Annotated in this window: 19 protein-coding genes; 11 read left to right on the top strand and 8 right to left on the bottom strand. The window is 42.3% G+C overall.

Annotated features, from left to right (window positions below):
- Nucleotides 1–63: 63 nt before the first annotated feature.
- The gene (locus tag BQ5338_RS08500) at nucleotides 64–1,200 is read right to left on the bottom strand and encodes an aldose epimerase family protein (protein ID WP_071146378.1); all 1,137 of its coding nucleotides are present in this window, start codon (nucleotides 1,198–1,200) and stop codon (nucleotides 64–66) included.
- A 132-nt stretch (nucleotides 1,201–1,332) separates the two neighbouring features.
- On the opposite strand from BQ5338_RS08500, the gene BQ5338_RS08495 reads away from it, so the two are divergent.
- From BQ5338_RS08495 to trxA, 7 genes are all read left to right on the top strand, one after another.
- Complete coding sequence (locus BQ5338_RS08495; RefSeq protein WP_071146856.1) at nucleotides 1,333–1,728, top strand: DUF1573 domain-containing protein; 396 nt, start codon at nucleotides 1,333–1,335, stop codon at nucleotides 1,726–1,728.
- Nucleotides 1,729–1,861: 133 nt separating this feature from the next.
- On the top strand, nucleotides 1,862–3,850 hold the full coding sequence (locus BQ5338_RS08490) for an OPT family oligopeptide transporter (RefSeq protein ID WP_071146377.1): 1,989 nt from the start codon (nucleotides 1,862–1,864) through the stop codon (nucleotides 3,848–3,850).
- Nucleotides 3,851–3,860: 10 nt separating this feature from the next.
- Complete coding sequence (locus BQ5338_RS08485) at nucleotides 3,861–4,721, top strand: alpha/beta hydrolase (RefSeq protein WP_071146376.1); 861 nt, start codon at nucleotides 3,861–3,863, stop codon at nucleotides 4,719–4,721.
- Nucleotides 4,722–4,766: 45 nt separating this feature from the next.
- Nucleotides 4,767–7,982: a beta-galactosidase, LacZ type gene (locus BQ5338_RS08480; RefSeq protein WP_071146375.1), complete on the top strand. Its 3,216-nt coding sequence runs from the start codon at nucleotides 4,767–4,769 to the stop codon at nucleotides 7,980–7,982.
- Between the two features lie 79 nt (nucleotides 7,983–8,061).
- The gene (locus BQ5338_RS08475; RefSeq protein ID WP_071146374.1) at nucleotides 8,062–8,838 is read left to right on the top strand and encodes an N-acetylmuramoyl-L-alanine amidase-like domain-containing protein; all 777 of its coding nucleotides are present in this window, start codon (nucleotides 8,062–8,064) and stop codon (nucleotides 8,836–8,838) included.
- A gap of 594 nt (nucleotides 8,839–9,432) precedes the next feature.
- Nucleotides 9,433–9,645: a DUF6132 family protein gene (locus tag BQ5338_RS08470; RefSeq protein WP_071146855.1), complete on the top strand. Its 213-nt coding sequence runs from the start codon at nucleotides 9,433–9,435 to the stop codon at nucleotides 9,643–9,645.
- Nucleotides 9,642–10,109 (top strand): thioredoxin, encoded by a 468-nt coding sequence (gene trxA / locus BQ5338_RS08465; RefSeq protein ID WP_071146373.1) that lies wholly within the window; start codon nucleotides 9,642–9,644, stop codon nucleotides 10,107–10,109. The genes BQ5338_RS08470 and trxA overlap by 4 nt, the downstream gene beginning before the upstream one ends.
- Nucleotides 10,110–10,248: 139 nt before the next feature.
- On the opposite strand, the gene lipB is transcribed toward trxA, so the two are convergent.
- The 5 genes from lipB to BQ5338_RS08440 form a co-directional block, all read right to left on the bottom strand.
- Entirely contained in the window at nucleotides 10,249–10,917 is a 669-nt protein-coding gene (lipB, locus tag BQ5338_RS08460) for a lipoyl(octanoyl) transferase LipB (RefSeq protein WP_071146372.1), read from the bottom strand.
- Nucleotides 10,918–10,961: 44 nt separating this feature from the next.
- Complete coding sequence (locus tag BQ5338_RS08455; RefSeq protein ID WP_071146371.1) at nucleotides 10,962–13,175, bottom strand: heavy metal translocating P-type ATPase; 2,214 nt, start codon at nucleotides 13,173–13,175, stop codon at nucleotides 10,962–10,964.
- A gap of 173 nt (nucleotides 13,176–13,348) precedes the next feature.
- Nucleotides 13,349–13,660 carry a heavy-metal-associated domain-containing protein gene (locus BQ5338_RS08450; protein ID WP_071146370.1) on the bottom strand — a complete coding sequence of 104 codons (312 nt, stop codon included), beginning with the start codon at nucleotides 13,658–13,660 and terminating at the stop codon, nucleotides 13,349–13,351.
- Nucleotides 13,657–15,873 (bottom strand): TonB-dependent receptor, encoded by a 2,217-nt coding sequence (locus BQ5338_RS08445; RefSeq protein WP_071146369.1) that lies wholly within the window; start codon nucleotides 15,871–15,873, stop codon nucleotides 13,657–13,659. The genes BQ5338_RS08450 and BQ5338_RS08445 overlap by 4 nt, the downstream gene beginning before the upstream one ends.
- 109 nt (nucleotides 15,874–15,982) lie before the next feature.
- On the bottom strand, nucleotides 15,983–16,450 hold the full coding sequence (locus BQ5338_RS08440; RefSeq protein WP_071146368.1) for a hypothetical protein: 468 nt from the start codon (nucleotides 16,448–16,450) through the stop codon (nucleotides 15,983–15,985).
- 147 nt (nucleotides 16,451–16,597) lie between these two features.
- Here BQ5338_RS08440 and BQ5338_RS08435 point away from each other — a divergent pair, with 147 nt between their 5' ends.
- Genes BQ5338_RS08435 through gcvP form a run of 4 tightly spaced genes read left to right on the top strand, consistent with a single transcriptional unit; the run spans nucleotide 16,598 to nucleotide 21,647 of the window.
- Nucleotides 16,598–17,449 (top strand): DUF3298 and DUF4163 domain-containing protein, encoded by an 852-nt coding sequence (locus tag BQ5338_RS08435; RefSeq protein WP_071146854.1) that lies wholly within the window; start codon nucleotides 16,598–16,600, stop codon nucleotides 17,447–17,449.
- Between the two features lie 37 nt (nucleotides 17,450–17,486).
- Nucleotides 17,487–18,107, top strand: a complete 621-nt coding sequence (gene rsmG / locus BQ5338_RS08430; RefSeq protein WP_071146367.1) for a 16S rRNA (guanine(527)-N(7))-methyltransferase RsmG — start codon at nucleotides 17,487–17,489, stop codon at nucleotides 18,105–18,107.
- 21 nt (nucleotides 18,108–18,128) lie between these two features.
- Complete coding sequence (locus BQ5338_RS08425; protein WP_071146853.1) at nucleotides 18,129–18,767, top strand: MBL fold metallo-hydrolase; 639 nt, start codon at nucleotides 18,129–18,131, stop codon at nucleotides 18,765–18,767.
- Between the two features lie 30 nt (nucleotides 18,768–18,797).
- Nucleotides 18,798–21,647 carry an aminomethyl-transferring glycine dehydrogenase gene (gene gcvP, locus BQ5338_RS08420; RefSeq protein WP_071146366.1) on the top strand — a complete coding sequence of 950 codons (2,850 nt, stop codon included), beginning with the start codon at nucleotides 18,798–18,800 and terminating at the stop codon, nucleotides 21,645–21,647.
- 78 nt (nucleotides 21,648–21,725) lie between these two features.
- Here the strand turns inward: gcvP and BQ5338_RS08415 are convergent, their stop codons facing one another.
- Entirely contained in the window at nucleotides 21,726–22,289 is a 564-nt protein-coding gene (locus BQ5338_RS08415; RefSeq protein ID WP_071146365.1) for a nitroreductase family protein, read from the bottom strand.
- A 687-nt stretch (nucleotides 22,290–22,976) separates the two neighbouring features.
- Nucleotides 22,977–24,062, bottom strand: coding sequence for an HpaII family restriction endonuclease (locus BQ5338_RS08410; RefSeq protein ID WP_071146364.1), 1,086 nt, complete (start codon nucleotides 24,060–24,062; stop codon nucleotides 22,977–22,979).
- Nucleotides 24,063–24,181 lie beyond the last annotated feature (119 nt).

The following is a 24,181-nucleotide window of genomic DNA, read 5'->3' as shown; positions in this document are numbered from 1 at the left end:
GATATGTATCAAGCCTGAAGCTCCTCAAAAACCTCATTATAAAAGTTTAGCTATGAGCAACTATCACTTCCCGGCAAGTACTCCGAAGCGATAAACACAATGGCTGTAATACTTCTCACCCGGGCGCAACACTGTAGAAGGAAATTGGGGTATATTGGGGCTATCTGCAAAATGCTGAGTTTCTAAGCAAACAGAACAACGCTTGCCATACGCCACTTCATTTTTGCCTATAAGATCTCCTTTCAAACCATTAGCTGTATACACCTGTAAACCAGGTTCATTGGTATACACTTCTAGTGTGCGACCACTTTTCTCATCTACAAGCCGAGCAGCCGGTTTTGTTTCATCTCCCTTTGTATTAAGTACCCAGTTATGATCATATCCTTTGGTTATGTTCAGTTGCAAGCAATCTTCATTAATACGTTCGCCAATACGATGAGGAGTAGTAAAGTCAAACGGAGTATCAGCTACCGGAAGAATTTCCCCAGTCACACACTTTGTCGAATCATAAGGGGTATAAGCATCCGCATTCACCATTAATAACTGATCTTCTACCGTTGTAGTGAAATCCCCCGAAAGATTAAAGAAAGAATGGTTAGAGAGATTAAGTACCGTAGGTTTATCAGTAGTAGCTTCATAACGGATATCCAATTCATTCTTATCTGTCACCGAAAAATACACCTCAACAGTCAGATCACCAGGGAAACCATTCTCTCCATCAGGAGAGAAATAAGATAACTTCAACGAATTATCATCCAACTTTTCGGCTTGCCAAATGCGTGAAGCAAAACCAGGCTCCCCTCCATGAGCGCAATGCTTGCCGGTATTGGCAGCCAAATGAAACGTTAGAGAATCGAGAGTAAACGTAGCATTAATAATACGGCCAATGTATCGGCCAATAGTAGCTCCGAAATTTTGTTTCTTCTCTATATATCTAGCAATATCAGAGAAACCACAAACCACATCCTCCATCTTTCCATTCCTATCAGGTACCATAACAGAGACTACTCTAGCCCCATAATTAGTAATGCAGACTTCCATCCCGGCCTTGTTCTTCAGTATATAAAGATTAGTCAGCTGATCATTTACATCCGTCTGAAAGTTCCTAACAGATAAGTTCGAAAGTGTTTTTTCGTTTTTCATACTACATGAGAAGCACAAACAACCGATCAAAAATGACAATAAGGCTATCTTTTTCATATTTATTATTATAAATTCTATCTTGTTGAACGTATCTGTAACAGATTTAATACAATTTCGCAAATATACAGGATTATTTCTAAATAAAAGCTCTACCTTTGCCTATTATAAATGAACTAAAAGCTAAAGATGATGAAGAAAATATTATTTCTTGTTACTATGTTGGCTATAGGTATTAGCTATGCATCAGCACAAAAAAGCGCCGAAATAAAGTTTGACCAAACTACACATAATTTCGGTACGTTTTCTGAAAATAGTCCGGTCGTAACCTGCGTATTTACATTTAGCAATTCAGGAGATGCCCCATTGGTGATTAACCAAGCTGTAGCATCATGCGGATGCACTGTTCCCGACTACACAAAAGAACCAATTATGCCGGGACAAAAAGGTACTATTAAAGTAACTTATAACGGAACAGGCAAATATCCGGGTCATTTCAAAAAGTCAATTACACTACGCACCAATGCAAAAACCGAAATGATGCGCCTCTATATTGAAGGAGATATGACAGCCAAAGACGCAAAATAAGCAAATAATGAATAACAACCTAAGGAGAATCTTTCGATTCTCCTTTTTTTTTGCTTTCTTTGAAACTATTTATTATAGACGAAACTCATTCAGAAGATCAATTAAATTAAATAAAACAAGATTAGTTTAAGTTATGAAACACGAAGAAGAAAAACCGGTAAGTCTGCCGGAAAACGCGTTCCGTGAATTGAAACCCGGAGAAGAGTACAACCCCATTATGAGCCCGGACAAACAGTATGCTGAAGTCAATATCTGGTCAGTATTGTGGGGTATCGGAATGGCTGTTCTATTTTCTGCAGCCGCAGCTTACTTAGGACTAAAGGTTGGGCAAGTATTCGAGGCTGCTATTCCCATCGCTATTATCGCGGTAGGAGTATCAGGAGCTGCCAAACGGAAAAACGCTTTAGGAGAAAATGTGATTATCCAGTCTATTGGAGCCAGTTCAGGTGTCATCGTAGCCGGAGCCATCTTTACATTACCGGCATTATATATTCTTCAGGAAAGCTATCCACAAGAAATTACCGTTACCTTCTTACAAGTATTTGTCAGTTCGCTGCTAGGCGGCATACTAGGTATCTTGTTTTTAATCCCTTTCCGCAAATATTTCGTAAAAGATATGCATGGCAAATATCCCTTTCCTGAGGCTACTGCCACCACACAAGTACTTATATCAGGAGAAAAAGGTGGCAGTCAGGCCAGACCTTTGCTTATGGCAGGTATTATTGGCGGACTATACGACTTTATTGTAGCTACTTTCGGTTGGTGGAACGAGAACTTTACCACTCGTGTATGCGGCCTTGGTGAAATGCTAGCCGATAAAGCCAAACTGGTATTTAAAGTAAACACAGGCGCTGCCGTAATGGGATTGGGATACATCGTAGGACTAAAATACGCCTCTATCATTTGCGCAGGTTCATTGGCTGTATGGTGGATCATCGTTCCCGGCATGTCATTCATTTGGGGAGATAGCGTATTAAATATGTGGAATCCTCAAATCACAGCCACAGTGGGTAGCATGTCTCCGGAAGAAATCTTTAGATATTACGCCAAGAGTGTTGGTATTGGTGGCATTGCCATGGCAGGTATCATTGGTATCATCAAATCATGGCCTATCATCAAAGATGCTGTGGGATTGGCCGGTAAAGAAATGCGTGGCAAAGCTGCAAGCGCAGTAAAAGTAAAACGCACGCAATTGGATCTTCCAATGAAGATCATCGCCATTGGTTCACTAGTAACCTTAGCACTGATCTTTTTATTCTTCTATTTAGACGTAATGCAAGGTAACCTGTTGCACACTGTAGTTGCCATTCTATTGGTAGCTGTTATCGCATTCTTGTTTACCACAGTAGCAGCCAACGCCATAGCCATTGTAGGAACAAATCCGGTATCAGGCATGACGTTGATGACACTTATTCTGGCCTCCGTAGTGATGGTTGCCGTAGGATTAAAAGGGCCTGGTGGCATGGTAGCTGCGTTAGTAATGGGAGGTGTGGTTTGCACCGCACTATCTATGGCAGGCGGTTTTATCACCGATCTAAAGATTGGTTATTGGCTGGGAAGCACCCCTTCTAAACAGCAAACATGGAAATTCCTTGGAACACTTGTCTCTGCGGCTACCGTGGGTGGCGTAATGATTATCCTGAATAAAACATACGGATTCACAAGCGGACAACTAGCTGCTCCACAAGCGAATGCAATGGCAGCTGTCATCGAGCCATTGATGAATGGTGTAGCTGCTCCATGGTTGCTTTACGGCATTGGTGCTATTCTCGCTATCGTACTCACATTCTTTAAAATTCCAGCTCTTGCTTTTGCCTTGGGTATGTTCATTCCTTTAGAGCTGAATGTGCCGCTTGTAGTAGGTGGAGCAGTTAACTGGTATGTAACCACACGCAGCAAAGATGTGGCTCTGAACACAGCACGTGGCGAAAAAGGTACGCTACTTGCTTCAGGATTTATCGCCGGAGGTGCTTTGATGGGCGTTGTTAGTGCTGCTATGCGCTTCGGAGGCATAAATATGGTACAAGAAACATGGTTGCAAAACAGTTGGTCGGAAGTATTGTCACTCGGTGCTTATGCTTTACTTATCCTCTATTTTGTCAAAGCATCTATGAAAAAATAAACCGAATAATATGAAAACAATTTTAATTACAGTTCTATTATCTTTAGCTATGAGTGTACAGGCACAAAAGCCTATCGAACTTCCTTTATGGCCCAATGGTGCGCCTAATACAAACGGGCAAAAAGGGGAAGAAAAAGATGGAGAAAACGGAAGAGTTAGCAACATTATTAAACCCGACATTACCGTTTATTGTGCAGATAAACCGAATGGTATGGCTATCATTATGTGTCCGGGTGGAGGTTATGCACGCCTGGCAATGAATCATGAAGGTCACGACATGGCAGCATGGTTCAACACACAAGGCATTACATATATCGTACTGAAATATCGCATGCCCAACGGACACAATGAAGTTCCTCTCTCGGATGCCGAACAAGCAATCCGTTTAGTACGCCAGCATGCTGCCGAATGGAAGATCGATCCGATTAAAGTAGGTATCATGGGTGCCTCGGCCGGAGGTCATCTCGCCTCTACACTGGCTACTCACTATAGCAGCAAAGAGACCCGCCCCGATTTTCAGATATTACTCTATCCGGTAGTCACGATGAATCCAAGCTACACACATGCCGGCTCTCGTGAAAACCTGATAACCAAAGCTCCCACGGAAGAATTGCAAAAGAAATACTCCAATGAACTACAAGTCACAGCCAAAACGCCACAGGCATTCATCGCTCTCTCATCGGATGATGGAGCTGTTCCACCTCAAAATAGTGTGAACTATTATCTGGCTTTGTTGAAGAACAATGTATCTGCTACCATGCACATCTACCCTACAGGTGGTCATGGCTGGGGCTTCCGTGATAATTTCACTTACAAACGTCAATGGACGGAAGAGTTGGAAAAATGGCTTCGTGATGGCGTAAAGCTATAATCCATTCACTATCTTTTTATATTATAACACCTCAATAATACTAATATGAAGAAGTATACTTTACTTTTATCCTTATTTTCCTTACTGGCTGTCAACGCAACAGCTCAGCAAGAGAATCGCTATGAGCAACTCACTGATCCCAACCTCACAAACATCAATAAAGAAACACCTCGCAGTACATTTACTTCGTACACCAACGAGAAAGATGCTGAGGTAAACAATCGTAAAGATGGTACATTCCGTCTGTCACTAAACGGCAAGTGGAAATTCAAATATGCAGAAAATTTTGCTGATCGCCCTACAGACTTTATGAAACCGGAAGTGGACGTAAAGAACTGGGCGGACATCAAAGTACCGGGTAACTGGGAACGTCAAGGATTTGCTGCTCCGGTATACGTCAATACATCTTGGGCATTTGTTTCTCCGGGATATGCACCACACTGGGATGCTCCCAACCCACCACTCGTGCCGAAAGAGTGGAACCCTACGGGCACTTATCGCCATGAATTTAAAATACCCGACAATTGGGATGGAAAAGAAATCTTCCTGAGTGCCGACGGTACGCGGGGTGCTGCTTACTTCTATCTGAATGGCGAATTTATTGGTATGAACAAGGATTCTAAAACTCCTGCACGTTTCAATATCACCAAGCTTGCCAAGAAGGGAAATAATATCATTGCCGTACAGGTTTATCGCTTCTCGGACGGCAACTACATGGAGTGCCAAGACTTTTGGCGCATCAGTGGCATCGAACGAGAAGTATACGTTTATGCTCAACCTAAACTGCGGATAGCCGACTTTAAAGTACAATCACCACTCGATGCTGCTTACAAAGATGGTGTGCTGGATGTAAATGTGAAGTTAAGCAACGCTACCGACAGCAAAAAAACGTGCGCAGTGGCTTACAAACTGTTGGACAAAGGGCAAACTGTCGTTTCTTCGAGCGCAAACGCAACAGTCAATAAGCAAGGAGAAGTCGCCTTCAAACCCAACATTATTACCTCTCCCCAACAATGGACAGCAGAGACTCCTAATCTCTACACACTCATCATCAGCCTGAAAGATGAAAACGGACAAGTAATCGAAGCCGTCAATGTAAAGGTTGGTTTCCGCACGGTGGAGATGAAAAATAAACAACTGTTGGTGAATGGCAAAGCCATCTTGATGAAAGGGGTAAATATTCATGAACACGATGAATATACCGGCCATTATGTATCCGAAGAATTGATGCTAAAAGATTTTGAGTTATGGAAAAAGTATCACGTAAATACCTTGCGTACTTGCCACTATCCACAGCAAGAACGTTTTTACGAACTGTGTGACCAGTATGGCATGTATGTCATTGACGAGGCAAACATAGAAACTCATGGCATGGGCTATGATCTTAAGGTAGGCGGCACACTGGGCAACAATCCATTATTCAGAAATGCACATGTATACCGTACCCTCAATATGTACGAACGTGATAAGAATCATCCTTCTGTCATCGTATGGTCACTGGGCAACGAAGCTGGTAATGGAATTAATTTCTATACAACCTACGAACTGCTGAAAAATCTCGATACACGTCCTGTGCAATATGAACGTGCAGGATTCGAATGGAACAGTGATATTTTCTGCCCCATGTATGCCACTCCTTCTTATATAGAGAAATATGCTCAAAACCCTGCATCCAATCGTCCGCTTATCTTATGCGAATATGCGCATGCTATGGGCAACAGTTTGGGTAATTTTCAGGATTATTGGGATATCATAGAGAAATATCCTCTATTACAAGGTGGTTGCATCTGGGACTGGGTAGATCAGGGATTTGCCGAAACAACTCCAGATGGACGTAAGTATTGGACCTATGGTGGAGATTACGGTGCTGTAGGCACACCTTCCGATGGAGATTTCTGTATTAATGGTATTGTTTACCCCGACCGTAGTGTGAAACCACAAACCGAGGAAATGGGAAAAGTCTATCAGAATATTAAATTCTTGAATTTCGATAGAGCAAAAGGAACTATCGAAATTCACAACGGATTCTCCTTTACCAACCTCGATAAATATGATTTTCACTACACCATTCGTAGTAGCGGAAAAGAGATATTTAGCGATAAGCTTAACGTCAACATCGCACCCGGTGAAACAATCACCGTCCAATTGCAGAACATTCCTCAAGAAGCACCTGCTTCAGGAGACGTGCGAGTAGAGTTTTATGCGACTATCCGCACAGCAGAACCGTTCCTCCCGGTTGGTTATGTTGTGGCTCGCGAACAAGTATGCGCTTATCCATTTGTGAAAGCTACCGCTGTGGCACAAGCTCCGGCAAACATAAGCGAAACACAGACACAGGCTGTCTTATCAGGCAAAGATTTCCATGCAACATTCAACAAAAAAAGTGGCCTACTGACTTCTTATACCTACAAAGGGACAGAGTATATCAGTAAGGAAGAGGGATTGCATCCTTTCTTCTGGCGTGCACCGACGGATAATGATTATGGTGCCAATCTGCCTGTGAAGTTGAAGGTATGGAAAGAAGCCAGCTATCAGGAAGTAGTTGCCACAGCATTCAGCGTGACAAAGCAAAGCACCTTCAGCGAAGTGAAGTGTACTTATCAGTTTCCACAAGCAGAAGCGAAATGGGAAATCAGCTACAAGGTATTTAATAACGGAGTTATCAAAGTTAACAACCACTTTGTAGCAACAAATGAGAACACGCCTATGATTCCTCGTGTAGGATTGCGTATGCAGATGCCTGAAGGTTTCACCAAGCTGGCTTACTACGGACGTGGACCGAAGGAGAACTACATCGATCGCCATACCTCACAATTTGTAGGAGAATACAGCATTCCTATCAAAGAGATGTATGAGCCTTATATCCGTCCCCAAGAAAATAATCACCGTACTGACGTGCAATGGTGTGCGCTTACCAACAAATCAGGTGCCGGTCTGCTTTTCGTTGCCGACAAAACATTTGAAATGAATGCATCCAACTATCCACTTGAAAGTCTGGATAACGGAGACACTATTGACAATGGACAACCTCGTACCGAGAAAACAAACCATCGGCACCTCACCGACCCCAAGCCCGAAAAGCAAGTAGACCTATTTATCGATTATCGCATGATGGGATTGGGTGGAGACAATAGTTGGGGAGCTATTCCACACGGAAAATATCTGATTCATGCCGGCGAAAAAAATGCCATAGAATATGGTTTCACGCTGGTTCCTTTCGCTAAGAAAGCAAATGTCAAAGCCTTGCTAAATACTTATTAGAATTATCCAGAATCGGGAACAAACCTTTCAATTATCTGATCGTTTTATTCCCGATTCTAAACTTATAACTCATTTACGCATGAAAAAAATTGCATTTCTTTTACTTTGTACGGGACTGTTTTCACTATCAGCCGCTGCACAAGAAACTAGCGCCATGCTCAACAATGCGCTCAAGTTGATTGGTGTGCCCTATGTGGCCAACACGCTCGAAGTGAATAATGACGAAGAACTCGTCGTCAATTGTGATGAGGTAGATTGTACTACTTTTGTAGAGAATGTACTCGCCATGTCCCTCTGTCCCACCCAAGGAGATGAAATGAGTGAAGCCGATTTCATGAGAAACCTGCAACAAATTCGTTATCGTGATGGAAAGATTGACGGATACACCTCACGCCTTCATTATATGACCGATTGGATAAACGATAACATCCGCAAAGGACTTATTGAAGATATAGCAAAGAAATACAGTCCGTCCACAATGACCGTTCAATTATCTTACATGTCTACACATCCGGAGCTATATAAACAACTAAAAAATTCTCCTGAGAATGTAGCAAAAATGGCCGGATACGAAAAAGCATTATCGGGACACGAAATCTATTACGTACCCAAAGAACTCATTCCAGAGAAAGGATTTCAATGGATTAAAAATGGTGATATCATAGCCATAACAACGAATACTCCGGGGTTAGATGTCAGTCATCTGGGCATTGCCATCTACATCAAAGATGAGCTGCACCTGCTTCACGCCTCTTCACTACAGAAAAAAGTGATCGTTCAAGAACAAAGCTTACGTAAACAACTAGATAGCAAGAATACTTGGACAGGAATTCGTGTGCTAAGAATGAAAAAATAACGATGGTCAACGAAATCTGTCGATCATAAATATAAGCCCTACCCTTAGGTTGACAAGCCTATAACTCACTTCATTTGTCAACATTTATAGCCCCTTCCACAAGCCTTGTGAGAGGGGTTTGGTTAACTAACTAGTTCACCGCGGTGAACTAGTTAATTAACCGTGCTGATCTAGTTAATTCACCGCGCTGATCTTATATCTTCCATTGACTGTAAATTAATAGAACTTTATTGCTATTGAAGAATATTTCTATGGCTTAAATGCGAGATTTGAATAAAGGAATAATTGGCGCTACATCTAATTTACTAAATTTGCCACAGAGTATTACAATTAATGATTTGTTTGGATGCGCAACGAATACGTACACATATACCACTAGCAAACAGTAAGCAAAAAGACTATACCGAACATGTAGTCGATCAAAGCATCAATAAAACGACAACAAACCCTTAAGCTATTTTTGGCTAAAGGAGGTTATATTATCTGGTAATCATAGAATCTATAAAATAATGCTATATCTTAATTAACCTTAAGCGCAAAATCATTTTCCACAGGAAACTTGTTATAAGGTAAACTCAGAAAATGAATGACTACATGAAGCAACTAAAAGAATTGATACGGAAAAACATTCTGTTCCTTATAGGAGCAGCAGTAGGCGGAATTGGGGGATATTTCTATTGGCTATACGTGGGGTGCTCTACCGGAACCTGTCCCATCACATCATCACCCGTGATGAGCGTTATCTGGGGAGCCATACTGGGAGGATTGTTACTTAGCATGTTTCAAAAAAACAAAAATAAAAAATGAAAAAGATACTACTTGCCTTCACCATGATGACTATGGTCATTTCATCATGTAGTGGAAAACAAAAAAGCAACGAAGAAAAAACAACTAAAACAGGTAATGAAATGAAAACGATTCCATTGACAAAAGAAGAGTTCTTAAGCAAAGTAGCCAATTACGAAAAAAGTCCCGAAGAATGGAAATATCTGGGCGACAAACCTGCGGTGATTGACTTTTACGCTTCATGGTGCGGTCCATGCAAAATGATAGCTCCTCTGCTCGAAGAGTTGGCTGCCGAATATGGTGATCAAATTTATGTGTATAAGATAAATACAGAGGAAGAACAGGAACTGGCTGCTGCATTTGGAATTCGTAGCATCCCTACCCTACTTTTTGTTCCCATGACCGGAGAACCTCAAATGGCACAAGGAGCTTTGCCAAAAGCTTCGTTGAAAGAAGCAATAGAGAAGGTCTTACTTAAGAAATAGCGAATCAGAAAAAACAAGATACTTTTTTACTTTCATTTTCATAAAACTCCCCTGCCTATTCTACTCTATCTGGTAGCTGGCAGGGGAGTTTACATTTAAAGTCTGTTTGATAACAATATATGTTATACATCGTGTCGACTCATAGACTCTTTTGAAACAGCTTTTCCATCTCACCTTTAAATCGGAGCTTCACTTCTTCCATATCAACCGGTCGTCCTAGCTCTTGTTGTAAAGAGGTAACGCCCTTATCAATGAATCCACAGGGATGAATATAGCTGAAATAGCGCAAGTCTGTATTTACATTGAAAGCCAATCCATGCATCGTGACGTAGTGGCTACACCGCACTCCCATCGCGCAAATTTTCCGTGTACGTGGAGTGTCGATATCCAGCCATACACCTGTAGCTTTCTCTAGTCTGCCCGCTGTGATGCCATAAGAAGCACATACCCGGATGATGGCTTCTTCCAACAAATGTATATACTCTTTTAGACCAAGTTTATACTCTTCCAAATTAATTATAGGATAAGAAACCAACTGTCCCGGCCCATGATAAGTGATATCTCCACCACGATCTATATGAAAGAGTGTAGCATCAATGGCTTTGAGTTGTTCTTCGCCAAGCAACATATTGTTATCTTTGCCGCTGCGCCCAAGTGTATAAACGTGTGGATGCTCACAAAGGATGATATGATTTTCGTAAGGTTCACCATTCTGTTTGGCTTCAACGAGCGCATCAAACAGTTCCGTCTGCCGTTTCCAGGCTTCAGAATAAGGGGTAAGTCCCCAATCAATATAAGTTGTATTCATTTTATGATCAAATAAGCGATTTTAAATCAAATATTAGGTAAATATTAAAGTTTCCTGCGTCCTAAGCTCAAACTATTTAGCACCACACTAACCGAGCTGAATGCCATTGCCGCACTGGCAAGCATTGGATTGAGCAACACTCCGTTGAGCGGGAAGAGTAATCCTGCCGCAATCGGTATGCCTATAAGGTTGTAGATAAATGCCCAGAAGAGGTTTTGATGAATCAGACGAACGGTTTGCTTGGACAAGACAAGAGCTTTAGGAAGCAACAGCAAATCTGAAGTCATCAGTGTAACCATTGCTACATCCATAGCAATATCTGTTCCCTTGCCCATGGCGATGCTTACATCTGCACGAGCCAAAGCCTGAGAATCATTAATACCATCACCCACCATTGCTACTGTTTTACCCTGTAACTGAAGTTCATGAACAAAAAGATCTTTGTCATCAGGCAACGCATCGGCAACAAAGCGATCAATGCCCAATTGTTTGGCTACAGCAGAAGCCGTTCGCTCGCCATCTCCGGTGAGCATACAAATCTCAATATCTTGTCGTTTGAGTTCCTTGATGGCTTCAGCAGAAGTCGATTTTATCTGGTCGGTAATAGGTATGACAGCTAATAATTCGTTTTCGCGTCCAAAATAAACTATACTGTTTCCGGCCGATTGGTACTGTGCCAGCATTCCGGCCATCACATCAGAAATTCCTGCACAGAAATCTTTTAATAGTTTATGGCTACCTGCCCAATACGTTTGTCCTTCATAGAAAACTTTGATTCCCTTTCCGGTAATGCTATTAAAACTATCAAGCGCAACCGGAAGAATCTCTTCTTTCTGCAAAATGGTTACAATAGCCTCAGCAAGAGGATGTTCCGATTTCAGTTCGGCAGCAAGCAACACGTTTTTATAATGTTCATCTTCAGTGCGTTCCCACAACATAGTAGATACCGTAGGATGTCCTTCGGTAAGCGTACCCGTTTTGTCGAGTACCACCACGTTGACTTTGCGCATCTGCTCTAAGGCAAGAGCATCTTTTATCAGAATATGATAATCGGCCGCTTTGCCAATACCTACCATAAGAGCTGTAGGGGTAGCTAGTCCCAAGGCACAGGGACAGGCTATGACGAGTACGGAGACTGCAGAAAGAATGGCATGCGAAAAGTAATCGGGACCGGCAATTAAAAGCCAAAGAATGAATGTTAGTACTGAAATGATCAGTACTGTAGGTACGAAAATGCTCGTAACTTTATCCACTATTCGCTGCACAGGAGCCTTGCTGCCCTGCGCTTCCTGCACCATACTGATGATACGCGCAAGCACCGTTTCATTGCCTACTTTGGTAGCATTGATCACGAATGATCCTTTCTGATTGATCGTACCCGCCAATACACGGTCGCCCGATTTCTTCTCTACCGGAATGGGTTCGCCGCTTATCATACTTTCATCGATGTAAGATGTTCCATTGACAAGCGTACCATCAACAGGTATTTGTTCTCCGGGGCGAACGATCACCTGTTCGTTCACCTGCAAAAGTTCAATAAGTATATCTGTTTCTACTCCGTCACGCAGTACACGGGCAGTCTTGGGTTGAAGCCCCATCAGTTTGCGAATAGCAGTAGAGGTATTTCCTTTGGCTCGCTCTTCCATCAGTTTGCCGGTAAGCACAAAAGCGATAATAACCGTAGCAGCTTCATAATACACATGCGGTTCTAAGCCACGACTATACCAAAATTGAGGAAAGAACGTATTGAAAACACTAAAGAGAAAAGCGATAGAGGTGCTCAGTGCCACCAATGTATCCATATTACTACGGCCTAATTGAAGTTGCGTCCAAGCATTGACGTAAAAGGATTTGCCAAAGAGCAACAAAACCGGCAGTGTAAGCACCAACATCGCTTCGTTTGCAAAAGGAAGATGCATAAAGACCATCGAGAGGAGCAACATCGGCACAACAAAGATCCAGGCTCCAATAACCTTGCGCTTAAGATTGCGATAGCTCTTCTGCTGTTCTTCTTCCTGACGTTCTTGTTTGTGCGCTTCTTCAATAATAAGATCGTAACCTGCAGCCACTACTGCCTCGCGCATCTCTTGGGGATTAAGTTGTTCGCTTTCGTAAGTAACGGAAAGCGTATTAGTAGCCAGATTAACCAAAGCCTCCGATACTCCGGGTAGCTTTTTTACTGTGCGTTCTACGTTGTTTGCACATGCAGCACAGTGCATATTCAGTACGGGAAATGCTTTTTTATCTATTTTGCCCATTATTATTCGCTATTATTTAGTCTGTTAGTGTTCTATTGAGTAGTAAACAAGCACTATTAGCAATTGTTCAGAAGAAATAAAGGTATAGAAAGCCAAAATTGGCTACATGAAACAATGCAAGATTTGCACACTTCATGTAGCCATTTATTAAAGACTATTAGTGCTTTAAAGACCTACTTAGTCTTAGCTTCCTTGCTTTCATTCAAGAATTCAGCTTCGTACTTGAATTTCTTGAAACCATCCTTTAACTTCTCTACTGTTGTTTTTTCGGCATCATAAGTAATGGTCACCGTTTGTGATTCCAAATCGGTATTCACTTTCTTCAATCCCTTTTCAAATTTCATGTTATTCACTACTTTCTTTTCGCAGTTCTGACATTCCATCTGCACAACCTTAAAGACTGCTGTGCGTAAGTCTTTTGCATACACACTCGCTACACTCAACAGTACTACGGCAATAGCCGCCATGATTCTTCTTGTTTTCATAATCTTGCTAAATTAAATCGTACTCCAATATAATATTTTGCTCCATGTACAGGCCCCCAAATCATGGAAGAATCAAAGTTCTCTCCCCACGGATTGGCAGCATCTACGATAGGATTCTTCTGTTTAAAGTTAGTCAAATTCTCACCACCCACGTACACGGACCAACGACGGAAATAGCGAGTAATCTGAGCACTCAACTGTTCGTATGAGGCATATCTGGCATCCCATGATGGAGAGCCATCAGTCAACATATAATAATTGGGCATTCTGCCGCCACCATTGAGTTGCAAGGAAGCGTCAAACTGCCAAAGTCCCAGTGGTGTCTTGTAAGATGCTGTCAGTAACCCTTTGTACTTCCCTGTGAGAGGTTTCTCTAGCAATTCGCCATTGTAGGTAGTCTTCGCATCCGTCAGGCGGTAGGCTGCCAAAAGAGTAAATCCTTCAAAGAAAGGATAAGACGCTTCTACTTGAAAGGCGCCTGAATAAGAACGACCATCAAGATTGGTAAATGCTATCTCATGCGGATTGCTATCCATATCAACGACTACTTGCTTTAAGAAATCGGTGTAGTAATATTCCACATTCACATTCAGCGTTTTGCCGAAAAGAGGGATGTAAGTAGAGACACTTGCACCGTAGTTCCATGCCTCTTCCTGATCCAACTTATCGGCAATTGATACCCGTCGACTGCTAGCCAACAAAAAGTTGTTTTCAGCTAGTACATGATTGGTGCGATAGCCTTTTCCGGCAGAAAGACGAAAATTCACAATCTCGTTGGGAGTATACTTAATGTGCGCACGCGGAGTTACAAAAAAACCGTATTCATTGCTATGATCGCCTCTCAGTCCTCCCATCACAATCAATTTATCTCTCCAGTTGTAGGTATATTGCACATAGACTCCCGGCACAGCTTCTTTGGCGAAGGCATCTGTGCGGGGTAATGTCGCATCGTTAGTGAGGCGATAGTTTTGATCGAAAGCGTCATAATTGAAGCTCAATCCTGACGAAAGACTGTGTTGCTTGGTCAGTTCCGTTTCAAAGAGAAGTGAGGCATAAAAGTTCTTTTGATCAACATCATAGAGTTTACGACCATACATCGCATTTTGATTATGAATGCTCCCCGAAAGGATTAATGCAAGATTCGTATTCTTCTCCTTATTAAAGATGTAAGCATTCTTAGCGAAAGCTTCATAACGATCGGTGGTGATGCCCACCCGATAAGGATCGTCCATCATCCTGTTATTATGAGAAGTTTGCCCGCTGTTGCGTTCTTCTCTCAGCACCTTGACACCTGCTTGAAAAATGTAGTGTTCTCCCATGTATGCCCATCGATTGAATACATTATATTGTTCCACACGAGGGATGTCATCAAAGCCGTCACCGTTACCATCATGTGCCTTTGTTTCATTTTCATAATGCATCAACAACATGGTACTCCATTTATCGGATAACTTAACGGAAGCATCGGCATTGGCTTCGTAGCGGTTGGTGGAACTGGCAAACAGATTGGCCGAAACCCAATCAGCTTCTTCCACCTGAGGCTTTTTAAATTCCACATTGATTTGCCCCGTAAGAGCTTCATAGCCGTTCTTTACCGATGAAGTTCCTTTGGATACCTGAATGCTCTGCATCCACGGGCCCGGCACATAGCCAAGACCATAAGGAGCTGCAGCGCCGCGATAGTTGGGAATATTCTCGGTAAGCATCTGCACATAGGTACCCGAAAGACCGAGCAACTTGATTTGTTTTGCTCCCGTGGCTGCATCAGAGTAGCTGACATCTACGGAAGGATTGGTTACAAAACTTTCACCCAGATTGCAACAGGCAGCACGACAGAGTTCGGCACCGCTGATCATCTCTTCATTCATCACACTGGTACGTACTTTCATGGTACCGAGCTTCCGAGTCACTACGTTGACTTCTTTGAGTTCTACTCCTTCGCGAAGTACAACATCTAGTGTGGCATGTTTACCATCAACCACAATTGTGTCGTTTACAAAACCGATGAAACTGATAATGAGTTGATGGCTCTTGGTCGGTTTTTCAATAGAAAAATGACCCTCTTCATTCGTAGAAACTCCACTGGAAGTTTCCATCCAAAAGACATTGGCTCCGGGAATGGATTCTCCTTTAATGTCTTTCACCGTTCCGCGTACTTGGGCATAAACAACGGTTTGCATCAAAAGGAGGATGAGTATAGATAAATATTTCATTCTTCTTAATTCTATTCGTTTTATATTGATTAATCTTCTGCAATTTCTTGCAGACAATAAAAATCCTCAGAGCAGAGATACTGCCCCGATTAAATGACGATAGAATTTTTCAAATAAGGAGAGTGGAAAAGAGGGAAAGATAATGTCGCGAACTAGCAGGATGTGGGGACAAATCGATGTGAAATGCGTCACTTGATTTATCATTGCCTTGCAATGCACACAATATATCGGGAAATTCTTGAAGAAACAATTGAATAACAGGAGGAGCAAAGACTGCCGTAGACACAGAATGCTCCATAAAATCGAGCTCATAAATCTTAGCTGAACAACCTTTTCCAATACAAGATGCTGACTCAGGAGAATGCTTTACGTCACATTCATCAGAAACAGAAGAAGCGCAACAGCTAGCTGTTTGTTGGTGCACCCGACAAGCAGCACAGCCAGTTTCTTGAGCAGTAGTGCTATGATCCATTAACTCACACTGCGCACAGCAATACTGCATCACAGCTACTCCTGCTCCCATATATATAATGAGAAAAGAAATAAAGCAAGCGAATATGTAGCGAAGTCTCTTCATAATTCTTTGCAAAGATAAGAAGAAAAGGAAATGACTACTTATAAAATTAATTTTTTATTCGTCCGATTCGTGAATATGTTCTATATTTGTCGATAAGCAAGGCGAAATTGTAGCCTTGTAGTAATAGAATTAAAAGGCATTGCCATGATAAAAAAACAATATGTAATCCGACTTGCCGTTATACTTTCAGTTAGCGGTATTTTATTTTCATGTGGTAACAAGGTGAAAGATACAGGCGCTCTAGCGTTCGACAGCATTCAGATAAATGAAACAGTACATCTTTTTGGCGACACTGCCAAGCCGGCCTGTAATTTGGTTATCAACTATGCCTACCCGGTGAAGTCGTCGGATCAAAAATTGAAGGACAGTCTGAATCGCTTTTTCATCTCGGCATGCTTTGGCGACAAGTACAATGTTCTCTCTACAAAAGAAGCGATCAAACAGTTTACTGACACTTATGTAGCGGAATATCGCCGCGATTTGGAACCGATGTACACCGAAGATCAGAAGAATAAAGAGGATGAATCGTCTGTAGGTGCTTGGTACTCTTACTATAAAGGTATTGAGGGGCACGTGCAAACATATAAAGGTAACCTACTCACCTATCGAGTTAACTATAATGAATACACTGGTGGTGCGCACGGCATGTACACCACTACTTATCTGAATGTTAACTTGGCTACTCTCCGCACCATTCATCTGGATGATATCTTCACGGGCGATTACATGGAAATGCTTACCGATCTGCTTTGGAATCAATTGATGGCTGATAAAAAAGTAGCTTCACACAAAGAGTTGGAAGATATTGGTTATGGCTCTACAGGCGAGCTTGTGCCGACGGATAATTTCTATCCGGTAAAAGATGGTATTGTCTTCTACTTCAATATATATGAGTTCACTCCTTATGTAATGGGACCGGTAGAAATCAAACTCCCGTATGAAATTATGGAGCATATCATGGTAACGGACAACGCCATCATCAACGAATTAAGAAACTAAAACAAGCCGATTACGGCATTAACCTGAACCTCATTCAATGGATATTATACTTAAATACTTTCCGAACTTAACGGAAGAGCAATGCAAACAGTTTGCAGCGTTATATGATCTTTATGCCGACTGGAATGCGAAAATCAACGTCATCTCACGCAAAGATATCGAAAATCTTTATGAGCATCATGTGCTTCATTCGTTAGGCATTGCTCGTGTCATTCAGTTTCGTGCCGGAACGTCTATAATGGATTTGGGCACTGGAGGTGGATTTCCGGGCATCCCGCTAGCCATACTTTTTCCTGAGGTCAAGTTTCATTTGGTAGATAGCATTGGGAAGAAAGTGCGAGTAGCAACGGAAGTAGCGAATGCCATTGGATTGAAGAATGTAACCTTTCGCCATGCACGGGCTGAGGAAGAGAAACAAACATTCGACTTTGTGGTGAGCAGAGCTGTGATGCCATTGGCCGATTTAATTAAGATTATCAGAAAAAACATATCAGTGAAGCAACAAAACGCATTGCCCAACGGACTGATTTGCCTCAAAGGGGGCGAATTGGAACATGAGGCTATGCCTTTTAAACATAAAGCCGTGATGCACAATCTGAGTGAGGACTTTGAAGAGGAGTTCTTTCAAACAAAGAAAGTAGTCTATGTAGCGGTATAGTATTAATCAAAACAAACAATGATGAAGATAAAAAGATTTGAATTCAATATGTTTCCCGTAAACTGCTATGTGATATGGGACGAAACAAAGGAGGCGGTAGTAATAGATGCCGGATGCTTCTACGATGAAGAGAAGCAAGCATTGAAAAACTTCATTCTGTCTAATGAACTAAACGTAAAACATTTGCTCAACACGCATTTGCATTTAGATCATATCTTCGGAAACCCATTCATGCTCAAAGAATTTGGTTTGCAGGCTGAAGCTTGCCAGATTGACGAGTTCTGGCTGGAAAGTGCTCCGAAACAATCGCGCATGTTTGGTTTTGACCTCAAAGAAGCACCTGTGCCTCTGGGCAAATATCTAATAGATGGTGATATCATTACCTTTGGAAGCACGAAACTGGAAGCGATACATGTACCGGGACACTCTCCGGGAAGCTTAGTATTCTACTGTAAAGAAGAAAATTGTATGTTCTCCGGTGATGTGCTTTTTCAGGGTAGCATTGGTCGTGCCGACCTTACAGGAGGTAACTTTGAGGAACTAAAAGAGCATATTTGCAGTCGTTTATTTATTCTGCCCAATGAAACAATCGTGTATCCCGGACATGGTGCACCAACTACCATTGGCATCGAAAAATCAGAGAATCCGTTTTTTAGGTAATAAATAGAAACCCTATATTTAAATATAAACATGAAAACTGATTTATTAGCTTGCCGACATATTGGCATTAATGAAAAAGAAGCAGAGATCATGCTGAACAAAATCGGTGTGAAATCTCTGGATGAGCTGATAGAAAAAACCATCCCCTCTGATATTTTACTGAAAAAGCCTTTAGCTTTACCTGCACCGCTCACAGAATATGCTTATGGCAAACATATTGCAGATCTGGGTATGAAAAATAAATTGTACACCACATACATCGGTATGGGATGGTACAATACTGTTACTCCGGCTGTTATTCAACGAAATGTATTCGAAAATCCCGTTTGGTACACCTCGTACACGCCTTATCAGGCAGAAATATCACAAGGGAGACTGGAGGCATTGATGAACTTCCAAACGGCTGTTTGCGACCTCACTGCCATGCCGATCTCTAACAGTTCATTACTCGACGAAGCAACAGCGGCTGCGGAAGCAGTGACAATGATGTACGGATTGCGCACTCGAGAACAGCAAAAAACAAATGCGAATGTGGTACTTGTTGACGAAAACGTCTTTCCACAAACGCTGGCGGTGATGCAGACCCGAGCTGTGCCTCAAGGTATAGAAATAAGAACAGGTAAGTACAGTGAATTTGAATTTACCCCCGATGTGTTTGCATGCATCGTGCAGTATCCTAACTCTGATGGCAGTGCGGAAGATTATCGTGCGTTTACCGAGAAGGCACATGCGGCAAACTGTAAAGTAGCTGTAGCCGCAGATATCTTAAGCCTTGCACTACTTGTTCCACCCGGAGAATGGGGAGCTGACATTGTGTTTGGTAGTACCCAACGACTAGGTGTGCCAATGTTCTACGGTGGTCCTTCGGCAGCTTACTTTGCAACACGGGATGAATTTAAACGAAACATGCCGGGACGCATCATCGGATGGTCTAAGGATAAGTATGGCAAACTGTGTTATCGCATGGCGCTGCAAACTCGTGAACAACACATCAAACGAGAAAAAGCGACTTCTAACATTTGTACAGCACAGGCATTACTGGCTACTATGGCGGGTTTTTATACTGTTTATCACGGACAAGAAGGAATCAAAACTATTGCATCTCGTATTCACAGCATAGCTGCATTCATCACCAAAGAAGTATCAAAGCTCGGGTATAAGCAACTTAACGAACAATACTTTGATACGCTTCGTTTCGCTCTCCCGGCACAGGTTTCACCTCAACAAATGCGCACCATTGCTACGAGCAAGGAGGTCAACTTGCGCTATTTTGAGAACGGCAATGTAGGGATAAGTATTGATGAGACAACCGACGTGTGCGCGGTGAATACACTTATCTCCATCTTCGCCATCGCTGCTGAAAAGGATTACTCTAAGATTGAGGACATTAAGCAAATATCAGCCATCAGCGAAGGCTTGCAAAGAAGAAGCAGCTTCCTTACGCATCCTGTTTTTTGCAAGTATCACACTGAAACAGAAATGATGCGCTACATCAAACGTCTTGACCGCAAAGATATTTCGCTGGCCCACTCCATGATCTCACTCGGATCGTGCACCATGAAGCTCAATGCTGCTGCTGAAATGTTACCATTAAGTCGTCCTGAATTTGGTAGCTTGCATCCGTTAGTTCCACTAGATCAGGCAGAGGGCTATCGGGAATTAATCGCTAATCTGGGTGAAGAGCTGAAAACAATCACTGGTTTTGCGGGCGTTAGTTTCCAACCGAACTCGGGTGCTGCAGGCGAATATGCGGGCCTACGTGTGATACGTGCTTATCTTGAGAGCATCGGACAAGGATATCGCGACAAAGTGATTATTCCTGCATCTGCTCATGGAACCAATCCTGCATCAGCTGTTCAAGCTGGATTCAGCGCAGTTATCTGCGGTTGCGATGAACGGGGAAATGTAGATATGGATGATCTTCGCAGCAAAGTGGAGGCCAATCGTGATCAATTGGCTGCGTTAATGATCACTTATCCTTCTACACATGGTATCTTCGAAACAGAAATTAGAGATATTTGTACGCTGATTCATTCGTGCGGCGGACAGGTATACATGGATGGTGCTAATATGAATGCGCAAGTAGGGCTCACCAATCCGGGCTTTATCGGAGCGGATGTATGTCACCTCAATTTGCATAAAACATTCTGTATCCCTCACGGTGGAGGTGGTCCGGGAGCAGGACCGATCTGTGTGGCCGAACATTTGGTGGCTTTCTTACCGGGCCATACTTTCTTTGATAATGCCGCAAATACTGTTGCTGCAGCTCCATACGGCAGCGCAGGCATACTTCCTGTTACATACGGATACATCCGCATGATGGGCAGTGAGGGGCTGACAAATGCGACCAAAGCAGCGATACTCAATGCGAACTATCTGGCAGCTTGCCTAAAAGACACGTATGGTATTGTCTACCGGGGTGCCAATGGCTTCGTAGGGCATGAGATGATTTTGGAATGCAGAAAGATTCACGAAGAAACAGGCATTACTGAAAGTGATATAGCCAAACGTCTGATGGATTATGGTTATCATGCCCCTACTCTTTCTTTCCCGGTTCACGGCACATTGATGATTGAACCTACCGAGAGTGAAAGTTTAGCAGAACTAGACAATTTTGTTGATGTGATGCTGAGCATCTGGAAGGAAATAGAAGAGGTAAAGAATGGCGAAGCAGACAAAGCGGACAATGTACTGGTAAATGCTCCTCACCCCGAATACGAGGTGGTAGCGAACAAATGGCAGCACTCTTATTCACGTGAGAAAGCAGCTTATCCTATTGATAGTGTACGCGATAATAAGTTCTGGATAAACGTTGCCCGTATTGATAATACATTGGGCGACCGTAAGTTGCTACCAACGCTATACGGTTCGTTTGAATAGAGCGAATAGTTTTTTAATAATTCACGCGGGAGCTAATTTTCTTTTAGTCTCTCTGCGTGAATTGTTTTAAGGACATCCTTATCCGAATGATATTGTATCCTCTTTACGCACTTTTACTTTAAGCGGAGAGCCGTCGGCATAGCCCAAAGCAGCGCAACCAAATACTTTATGATCCGAGGGAACACCGAGTGAAGTTAGAAAAGCTCGCACTTCAGGATCGTCGCAAGTAGATCCAAGCTGATTGATCCAACAAGAAGCAATACCCAGCGAAGTTGCTGCTAGAAAAATATTTTGCAAGGCAGCTGTACAATCTTGTCCAGCCCACAAGCGCTCATTCTTGTTAGATACAATAACGAGCACCGGAGCATGATGATAGCAACAGTAATTCTCATTATGTCCTCTTTCCTGCAAATGTTTCTCATCCGATTTTGCAAACGCACCTCTTATTCGTTTATTCAATTCTTCTAGTTTGGCTGCATCTTGCATAGCTGTGAAGTGCCAAGTCTGGTCGTTCATACCACTAGGAGCATACGTTGCAGCATCCAGTATAGTCAGCAAATCTTCTTCCGCCACTTCCTGTGAGGTATAACTGCGCACACTGCGACGCAACTTTATTATTTCTAAAACTTCATTCGTTTTCATCTTAAATATCGCTTATTTTTATACGATTGTTTCCTTTATGGGTTATACATGGAGCATTGCACGCTAGCTACTTAACCTAGGCAACGAGTCACTTAGTACATCAAAATCCGCATATTGCAGTTGCTCAAAGAGAAGGGTGCAGTTTCCCCAACTGCACCCTTCTCTTGGCAAAGAGCACGGCTCTTTTCTTTCTCAACTCCTTTGTGACACAAATGTGACGATGCACAGCAGCAACTCAAGAAAATGTGATCATGATGTGACGATCAATCACTAATCCTCAACTCTTTGTGACGCAAATGTGACGATGCACAGCAACAACTCAAGAAAATGTGATCATGATGTGACGATCAATCACTAATCATCAACTCTTTGTGACGCAAATGTGACGATGCACAGCAACAACTCAAGAAAATGTGATCATGATGTGACGATCAATCACTAATCATCAACTCTTTGTGACGCAAATGTGACGATGCACAGCACAAACCCAAGCAAATGTGATCATGATGTGACGATCAATCACTAATTCTCAACTCCTTGTGACACAAATGTGACGATGCACAGCAGCAACTCAAGAAAATGTGATCATGATGTGACGATCAATCACTAATCATCAACTCTTTGTGACGCAAATGTGACGATGCACAGCAACAACTCAAGAAAATGTGATCATGATGTGACGATGATTTATCGTTTCAACAATCCAATCTTGGCATTCAGTTTGAAATAATAGATTCCGTTTTCACGTTCCAAGAAACCATATTTATCCTTTTCAGTTGATCCTTTCTCAAAACGAGAATTGAGGAACAGAAAGTCCTCGAACGTCTTCTTTTCGGATTTGTGATAACAAAGTATCTCACCACTGCCATCAAGGATAAAAAATCCCTCTACGGCAGAGTCTGTACCGTTATAGATCTTTGCCGGACGCATGCCCAAAGCAAGAGTCAATAGGAACTGCTTCATTTTGAACTCATAAAACCCATGTTTTACAATCAGTTCTTCCTTTATTTTAAGTGGATTTACGGTTTTCATCAGTTCGGTAAGCTCATTGACGCGATTAATGCCGTCTACTTGCATCGTCCGAAGCATCTCTGCCAGCAAACGAGGGAAGTGTAAATCAATCATCAATAAGTTACTACGAAACACACGATCAGCCACATCCGTATACTTCAGAATCCCACCTAGTTGCTCTATCAACATCATGCGGTCGACTACTTCATTTTGAGTTTCCAAGGCATTTACCTTGCTCACAGTAGGTGTGGCAAATTTAACTCCGGAAAGTTCAAACTTCAAGTTGGCTGAGCGTCCACCATCCAGTAGCGGATTCATCTTCCCCAAACGAGAACGCACATTAAAACCTGTAAGTGGTGCGTCCGAGTGCCAAAAAGCAACGGAAAAATCGGTACGATCTGTTGTTCTTGCTTCCAAATCAAAGATGGAAGCTTCATCCAGAAACTCCTCTACCCCATCAGGAGAAGTCACTTCCTCTTCCGAAGAAGATTTAATGGCAGTCAAGATCAATTCGGCTACTGCCAAGAAGTCCTCGCGAGGCAGTTTTTTATCAATCTGCTCACCAACGATGTGGATCTCTTCGTTTTCAATGTAGTAACGTCTGGAACCGTCATGCTCCTCTCGTTGAATCATTGCTATCGGCCATCGCTTTTCATCATCTCTTTTTCCTTGCGGAGTGCCCAAACAAACATATCCGTCTGCCAACAGACGAAAAAATGTATATAGTTCACTCCACTCCTTTTTAGTTCCTTCAAATGCCATATTGATAAATAATAATTAAGATTATTTCCTTCGTAAATGCAAATATATGGAAATCTGTTAAAACAAACCTCCTAGAGGCGAACAAAAAGATTTGCGGTCTGTTCTATCAAGCGACTAAT

The sequence above is a fragment of the Bacteroides ihuae genome, assembly GCF_900104585.1.
Lineage (GTDB): Bacteria > Bacteroidota > Bacteroidia > Bacteroidales > Bacteroidaceae > Bacteroides > Bacteroides ihuae.
Note: the sequence above shows the minus strand (reverse complement) of the source record. Positions and strands in the feature narration are given on the sequence as shown.